At 70.9% G+C, this 6,329-nt stretch carries 5 protein-coding genes; 2 read left to right on the top strand and 3 right to left on the bottom strand.

Translation table 11 applies throughout. The features are described from left to right. Positions 1–118 precede the first annotated feature (118 nt). Positions 119–673: a pyridoxamine 5'-phosphate oxidase family protein gene (locus ACJOT3_RS31595; protein ID WP_406976793.1), complete on the bottom strand. Its 555-nt coding sequence runs from the start codon at positions 671–673 to the stop codon at positions 119–121. Between the two features lie 323 nt (positions 674–996). Here ACJOT3_RS31595 and ACJOT3_RS31590 point away from each other — a divergent pair, with 323 nt between their 5' ends. Next, the gene (locus ACJOT3_RS31590; protein WP_406976792.1) at positions 997–1,650 is read left to right on the top strand and encodes a response regulator; all 654 of its coding nucleotides are present in this window, start codon (positions 997–999) and stop codon (positions 1,648–1,650) included. Positions 1,651–1,782: 132 nt separating this feature from the next. On the opposite strand, the gene ACJOT3_RS31585 is transcribed toward ACJOT3_RS31590, so the two are convergent. Both ACJOT3_RS31585 and ACJOT3_RS31580 read right to left on the bottom strand, forming a co-directional pair. After that, complete coding sequence (locus tag ACJOT3_RS31585; protein WP_406976791.1) at positions 1,783–3,561, bottom strand: GAF domain-containing sensor histidine kinase; 1,779 nt, start codon at positions 3,559–3,561, stop codon at positions 1,783–1,785. Between the two features lie 241 nt (positions 3,562–3,802). Further along, complete coding sequence (locus ACJOT3_RS31580; RefSeq protein WP_406976790.1) at positions 3,803–5,863, bottom strand: NACHT domain-containing protein; 2,061 nt, start codon at positions 5,861–5,863, stop codon at positions 3,803–3,805. A 103-nt stretch (positions 5,864–5,966) separates the two neighbouring features. Between ACJOT3_RS31580 and ACJOT3_RS31575 the strand changes: the two genes are divergently transcribed. Beyond that, positions 5,967–6,329: transposase (locus ACJOT3_RS31575; RefSeq protein WP_406976789.1), on the top strand; the 363-nt coding region annotated here is incomplete at its 3' end.

Raw genomic sequence — 6,329 nt, 5'->3', positions numbered from 1 at the left:
CGCGCCGTTCACGGGCGCGGCCGGGTGCGGTCACGGGCGGCGGCGGGCCCGTCGCCGCCCGCACACGTCCAGGAGTTCCGGATCGGGTGCCGGATCGGGCGGCAGATCGGGTGCCGGATCAGGGGCGCTGGATCCGGCGCCCGGTGATCCGGTTGGGGACGATCCGCAGGACCTGGTCCCGCGGCCCCTGCGCCCAGGGCACGGGCAGCCGCCCCTGGGGGATGCGGGCGAGCTCCCCCTCGTCGCGCACCCACCGGCAGCGCCCGGTGAACAGCGCGCTCCAGCCCTCGCGGCGCTCGTCGTCGAAGTGGTCCACCTGGAAGGACGCGTAGCCGCGGGCGTAGCGCATGACGGTGCCCGCCAGCGAGGTGCGCAGCACGATCGTCTCGTTGACCAGGGTGTAGTTGACCGGCAGCACGGTCGGCGCGGCGTCGCCGTCGATGGTGAACGCGATACGCCCGATGTCGCGGGTGGCCGCCAGGTTGAAGCAGGTCTCGCGCTCCAGCACGGTGAAGGTCGCCTCGGCGTCCCCCTCCGCGAGATCGGTGCCCATGAGCATCTCGGAGTCCTCACCGAGCCGCCGGGTGCCCGACAGCAGATCGTCGTCGGGGGCACGGCCGGGCGGCACCGCCGCCTGTCCCCGCGCGGTTCCGATTCCGCTTTCATGAACCATTGCGACCCCCCGAGATCGGCTCCCCCGAATTTTCACGATCTCCACCATTGTCCCTGCTCAGCGGGTGGTGACCGATACCCTACGGTCCCCGGGACGATGGCGGAGGTCCCTTTTGAGCGCGTACCCCGCAGGTCCTAGGCCTCAAACAAAATAGGACGTTGGACCCATAAAGCGACAATGCTCGTTGTCTAAGCTGGAGAAACGGGACCCGTGTCACCGATGACAGCGCCGTTCGGACGGCGCGCACCCGCGGCGCGTGCCCCACAATGGGGCTCGGCGGCCCGGGACCGGGGCGGCCTACGAGGAGATGAGGTGCGCACCTGATGGACGGCGACGACACGATCCGGGTGTTCCTGGTCGACGACCACGAGATCGTCCGCCGGGGCGTGGGCTCCCTGCTGGACGACGAGGACGGCATCGAGGTGGTGGGCGAGGCCGGCACCGCCACCCAGGCGCTGGCCCGGGTGCCCGCCCTGACCCCCGACGTGGTGGTGCTCGACGTGCGCCTGCCCGACGGCGACGGGGTCACCGTCTGCCGGGAGATCCGCTCCCTGCTCCCGGAGACGCGCATCCTCATGCTCACGTCCTACTCCGACGACGAGGCCCTGTACGGCGCCGTCATGGCCGGGGCCTCGGGCTACATCCTCAAGCAGATCCACGGCACCGACCTGGTCGGCGCCGTGCGCACCGTCGCCTCGGGCCGCTCGCTGCTGGACCCGGAGTCGACCACCCGCATGCTGGAGCGGCTGCGTGAGGAGGCGGGCCGCAAGGACCCGCTGAGCGAGCTCACCGACCAGGAGCGCCGGGTGCTGGAGCTCATCGGCGAGGGCCTGACCAACCGGGAGATCGGCGCCCGCATGTACCTGGCGGAGAAGACCGTCAAGAACTACGTCTCGCGGGTGCTCGCCAAGCTCGGCATGGCCCGCCGGACCCAGGCGGCCGCCTACGCGGTCCGCCTGTCCATGGAGGGCTCCTGACCGACGGCCCGCGCCCGGTGGGCGCGGGGCCGTTTCGGGTGCGGGTGCCGGCCGGGCGGCGGGCGGGCCGCTCGGCCGGACCGTTCAGGCGGACGGCCCGGGCGTAGGTGCGAGACGGCTCGGCCGGACCGCTCAGGCGGAGGTCCGGGCGGGCACCGACCAGCGCACCGATGTGCCCTCTCCCGGGGCGGACTCGACCTCCACCGACCCGCCCAGCTCCTGCGCCCGGGAGGCGATGTTGCGCAGCCCGCTGCGGTGCGCGCCCTCCGGGATACCGGCGCCGTCGTCGGAGACCCGCAGCACCACCACCCCGTCGGCCACCGACACCTCCACGTCCACCGCCGTGGCGTGCGCGTGCCGGGCGGCGTTGGACAGCAGCTCGCGCAGCACCGCCACCAGGTGCGTGCCGGTGGCCTCGTCCACGGTGGTGTCCACCGGCCCCTGGGTGAGCAGCCGCGGCGCGAACCCCAGCGACTCGGTGGCCCCGTTGACCAGGTCCAGCACCTGGGAGCGCAGCCAGGAGGAGTCATCGCCCGAACTCTGCAGGGCGAAGATCGTCGAACGGATCTGCCGGATGGTGTCGTCCAGGTCCGTCACCGCGTTCTGCACCCGCTGGGACGAGGTGTCGTCGTCGATCCGCCGCACCGTGCCCATCAGCGTGATCGCGGTGGCGTACAGCCGCTGGATGACCGTGTCGTGCAGGTCGCGGGCGATGCGGTCGCGGTCCTCCAGGACGCTGAGCCGCTCGGAGTCCAGCCGCGCCTCGGCCAGCTCCAGGGCCACCGCCGCCTGGTCGGCGAAGGACGCCAGCATGCTCATCCACGCCGCCGGGAACTCCTCCCGGCCCGCGGCGCGCGCCAGCAGCAGCACCCCGCGCGCCCCGCCCGGCGGCCCGAACGGCAGCACCAGGATCGACCCCAGCCCCAGCTTGGCCAGGAACTCGATGCCCGGGTCGCAGTGCTCGGAGATGTCGGTGCAGATCGGCCGACCGCTCAGGTAGACCCGCCCCAGCAGGGTGTCCGGGGCGCAGGTGAGGGTGGCGCCCCGCACCCCGGCCGCCAGCGCGGCGCTGCGGCGGCCGCGCACCGCGCCCTCCGGGGAGTCGTCGTCCTCGGGGGCGTCCCACACCCGCACGGTGAGGGTGGCGGCCTCCTCGCCCGGCATGGCGATGACGGAGATGTCGGCGTGCGCCATCAGCCGCGCCCGCCGGGCCACCAGCCGCAGCACCTCCTCGGGCGGGGCGCCCGACAGCAGCCGGGTGGTGATCTGCCCCGAGGCGTCCAGCCAGGTCTCCCGGCTCTGGGTCTCGGCGAACAGCTGGGCGTTCTCGATGGCGGTGCCCGCCGCCGTGGCCAGGGCGCGCAGCAGCAGCTCGTCGTCGCCGGTGAACTGCCCGCCGTCGCGCTTGTCGGTCATGTACAGGTTGCCGAACACCCGGTCGCGGATGCGGATGGGCACCCCCAGGAAGGTGCGCATCACCGGGTGCCCCTTGGGGAAGCCCACCGACTCGGGGTGGTCGGAGACGTCGGCCAGGCGCAGGGGTTCGGGCTCCTTGATGAGCAGCCCCAGGATGCCCTCGCCGCGGGGCCAGTGCTCGATGGAGGCGATCTCGTCCGGGCGCAGGCCCACCGGGATGAACCTGCTCATCTCCCCGTCCGGCCCGATCACGCCCAGCGCCCCGTAGCGGGCGCTGACCAGGCTGCTCGCGGTCTCGGTGATGCGCAGCAGCAGCGGGTCGAGCTCCAGGCCCTCCCCGATGGAGACGACCGCCTCCAGGAGGGTGCGGATGCGCCCCTGGGTCGTGGAGATCTCGCTGAGCCGGGAGCGCACCTCGTCGAGCAGGGCGTCCAGCCGGACCTCGGGAAGGGACAGCCGCTCCTGGCCGAGGGCGGGGGTCTCACCGTCACTCATGGGCGCTCTCTCCACCGTTTCTCCGAGGGTCTGCTCCGAGTCTAGGGGTGCCTTTCCGCCAGTGGTATCCGGACCACTGAACCGCCGGTGCCCGCGGTCACATCCCCTGAGGTCACAGGCCTTCCGAGATTTCCAGATCCCCAGAGGTCAAATATTGAACTACTTTTGGCGGGAAAAGAGGACTTTCTCCCCTTGTTTTCCCGGTCCCTCCCTGAAAAGACTGTGGAGCGGGTTTCTCGGATCACCACGGGAACACCTCTTCCGGGAACCCCCGGATCACCGTGGACCCCTCCCCGAGCTGGTCCGCCCCGATGATCCGGCGTCCCCGGCGCACGTGCACGGTGAGGCCGCGCATCCCCGCCAGGGATGTCAGATCCAGGGTTCCCGAGTGCTGCAGGCAGAGGGTCTCCAGGCCGGGGACCTCCCGGACCCAGGACAGGTCCTCGTGGTTTCTCCCGCCCAGTTCCAAGAAGAGTAGGCGCAGCCCAGGTATCCGGGTGAGGTGGCCGATGTTGCGCCACGCGGTGAACAGGTCCAGGCGTAGCCGTGCGAGCCCGGGGACTTTCCGCAGGGGCCCCAGGTCCACGGTCTCGATCCATGCCCGGTGGCAGAACTCGGTCAGCGTTTCCGCCTGGCTTTCGATGCCCTCCAGTGAGCCGAGGTCGCGGCAGTTCGCCACTTTCAGCCTGGTGACGCGGTTGGGCACCTTCTTCAGCATCCGCAGGTCATCGAGCCACAGACTCGTCAGTTCGAGTCGTTGCAGGCCCGATGGCAGCAGCGCGTCCAGTGGGGCCGCGGGAACCGTTCCGGAGAAGCCCAGGTACTCCAGATGGTCGAAATCCCGCACGGCCTCTAGGTCGGCGGTCCGGCTCGGATGGCTCAGCAGCAGTTCCTTCAACGGCGTTCGCCGGAGGGGGGATACCGAGGCTGCGTAGGCGTTCGCGTAGACCTCCAGGCCGGTCAGCTGTTCGAGGCCGCCCAGAGGCGCGAGGTCGATACCGTGCCAGGCGTGGTCCGGCCGATTGCGCAGGTGGACTATCTCGATCCCGGGCATGCGGGCCACACCGTCGAGGGTGTTCCCGGTCCTGCCCTCCAAACACAGGCGCGGGGCGCCGGACATGTGCCGTACGGCCAGATCGATGCGATCGGCCGGGATCGGGTTGTAGTAGTCGGCGTGGCGCGCGACGGCCCGAGGTAGGAACACGGCCGCCAGCTCGTCCCCCTGGTCCGCCCGCCACACCCGCTGGGCGGCAAGGAAGACCTGGTGGGAGCGATTCTCCAACGCCCGGTCGATGATCGCCGCACTGTCAGGACCGCCGATCAGCCCGGCCGCCTCGATGGTCCACCGGGCCTCGGCGGCGTTGGTCGGTGGCTGTGCGGCCAACAGCGGCAGTGCGGCCTCGCCGACCAGGGCCAAGGCCCGGACATGGGCGGCTTTGCGGGGTGGCAGTAGAGACCGGACCCGTGTGTGGATCTCCTTGCGTAGCTCCTCAGACAAGCGGGGTGAGGTCTCCAGGCAGGCGAAGGCCACCAGCAGCAACCGGTCCTGGTTGCGCTTCTCCCCGTCGGAGCGGGCCAACAGACCCCGGATCAGCTCTTCCCGCTGGGCCGGGTTGGCATGTCCGGCCGCCATCACCACCGTCTCGTGCCACTGGTCGTCGTGGGCGTTGCGCACCAGCAGAGGCAGGCTGTCGTCCTCCACCAGCGCCTTGGCCGCCAGGTACTCCTCGAAGGTGCGGTGCAGGAAGCTCACCCGGTCCACTGCCGGAGTCTGCAACAGGCCACTGCGCACCACCAGGTGGTCGAACACCTTCTCCGGCGGATACTCCACGCGATGCATGGTCGCCAGCACCCGTCCGGTCTGGCGGCGTGCGGTCTCCACCGGGGCGTCGGAGGCGCCGTTGATGATCAGCCACTTGGCCAGCTCCTGGAGCAGCAGCACCTGCTCGCTCCGGGACAGGTCCACCCCGTGGTCGATCCCGCGCTGGAGGTCTCGGTCCTTGAGCAGCATGGCCAGGGCCGCCTCGTAGACCTCCATCCGGTCCCGGGGAAGTGCCGTGTGCCGGTCCCGGTACAAGGCGCACAGCAGCGCGCAGAGCAGTGGAGTCGCCGCCAGGGCCAGCAGGTGCCGCTGGCCTGTGAGCTTGCGGGTCAGCTCCGCCTCATACCGGGTAAGGCGGTCGCGTTCCTCGGCGTCCACCGTCTCGCTGCGCACCGCTTCGTGCCAGTGGTGGACGAACGCCCGCACGTCCTGCTCGCCCAGCGGCTGGAGTTCGGCGCTGGTGAACCCCTCACCGTTCAACCAGGACTCGGCCGCGGCGCCCGGCCTAGGGCCTGTTCTGGGTTTTGATCACGGTTCGGGCACTCGCCCCCCGGGCGAGGGCCCGAACCGGTAAACCAGACCCATGGCACGCGGCGACCTCACCGACGACGAATGGGACCTGATCGGACCGCACCTGCCCCTGGGCACCCGCGGACCCATCCCCGACCTGCGCAGCTACTTCAACGCCATCATGTGGCGGTTCCGCACCGGCGCACCCTGGCGCGACGTTCCCGAACGCTACGGCTCCTGGTCCACCATCTACGACCGGTTCCGCCTATGGGCCTCCACCGGCCTGTTTCAACACCTCATGGACGAGATGACCGCCCACGCCGCCGCCCGCGGCGACGTCGACCTGGACCTGGTCGGCGTGGACTCCACCATCACCCGCGCCCACCACCACGCCGCGGGCATGCACGTGGACCCCGACCTACTGGACGACCTCGAC

Source organism: Nocardiopsis protaetiae, assembly GCF_045446735.1.
Lineage (GTDB): Bacteria > Actinomycetota > Actinomycetes > Streptosporangiales > Streptosporangiaceae > Nocardiopsis > Nocardiopsis protaetiae.
The sequence above is the reverse complement of the archived record's forward strand: the minus strand, read 5'-3'. Positions and strand labels throughout refer to the sequence as shown.

What these genes read in the sequence shown, in the direction of transcription:
- ACJOT3_RS31595 (WP_406976793.1), bottom strand. Translation starts at nt 673, where the DNA reads ATGGTTCATGAAAGCGGAATCGGAACCGCGCGGGGACAGGCGGCGGTG.
- ACJOT3_RS31585 (WP_406976791.1), bottom strand. Translation starts at nt 3,561, where the DNA reads ATGAGTGACGGTGAGACCCCCGCCCTCGGCCAGGAGCGGCTGTCCCTT.
- ACJOT3_RS31590 (WP_406976792.1), top strand. Translation starts at nt 997, where the DNA reads ATGGACGGCGACGACACGATCCGGGTGTTCCTGGTCGACGACCACGAG.